We start from the raw sequence: 904 nt of genomic DNA, 5'->3' as shown, positions 1-904 counted from the left end.
GAAGGGCGCGGCGTGACCGAGGTGAAGGTCAAGGACATTTACACGGTCGGCACCACGACGGAGGGGAGGACCTGATGCCCGAGCGGAACATCGACTTCGGCAAGTTCGGCGCCCGCGGCATCAAGGGCCACGAAGCCGTCGCCCGCCAGCTCGACGCGCTCGCCGGCTACATCGCCACCCCGATCACCGCCCGGCGCGGCCTGCTGGCCCGCCTGCACTACCTCACCCGCACCGACCATGCCCAGGCGGCCGCCCGCGCGGCCGGACTGACCGTCACCGGCCGCACCCTGCGCGCCTGGCTCGCCGGCGCCCGCACCCCCTCGCGCGCCAGCCTCGCCGCGATCGAGCAGGCGTACCGCGCCGTGCGGCGCGAGAACGTCGCGCGCTACCTGCTCGCCCGCCTCAACCGCGGCACCCGAGTGGAGATTCACCCGCTCAACCAGTCGCAGGTCGGCCGGCCCTACCAACGACCGGTGGAGTTCCGGACGCTGAACGTCCGTCACTGGGACCGGATCGTCGCCGCGTGGGCCGCCGACGACGACCAGGAGCTGGACGACGCCTGGATCGACCAGGTCGCCGACCTCGGCTCCCAGTGGGGCCAGTACGAGTACGTCACCAACGTGGGTTTCGCGGCCTGAGGAGACGTCGGCCTGCCCCTACGGAGGGAAGAGGCCGTCCAGCTCACAACTGCCGACCGAGGGCCGCTCGACAGTGGACGAGACGACCTCCGGTCCCTGGGACTCCGCGCTGCACGGCGCGGGCCCGGGTGTCCGCGGAGGCACAGATGGCTCCCGTCGGCCGCCCGGCCGACGCCTGCTTTCCGAACCACACGTTGGGTTTGTTTCCTGCCCTGGATATCGACCGCGCGGCTGAACCCCCCCACGTGGCCGAAGTGGTCGGACGA

1 protein-coding gene is annotated in these 904 nt (G+C 71.9%); it reads left to right on the top strand.

All coding sequences use genetic code 11. The annotated features are described in order from the left end of the window. The first annotated feature begins 74 nt into the window (after positions 1 to 74). On the top strand, positions 75 to 638 hold the full coding sequence (locus ACFWI9_RS33350; RefSeq protein WP_387168782.1) for a transcriptional regulator: 564 nt from the start codon (positions 75 to 77) through the stop codon (positions 636 to 638). Positions 639 to 904: the final 266 nt, after the last annotated feature.

Origin of the sequence: Streptomyces sp. NPDC127084, from assembly GCF_042724175.1 — a bacterium.
GTDB lineage: Bacteria > Actinomycetota > Actinomycetes > Streptomycetales > Streptomycetaceae > Streptomyces.
This window is presented reverse-complemented; position numbering and strand designations above follow the sequence as displayed.

Coding starts and splice junctions, on each gene's coding strand:
- ACFWI9_RS33350 (WP_387168782.1), top strand. CDS start 75: ATGCCCGAGCGGAACATCGACTTCGGCAAGTTCGGCGCCCGCGGCATC.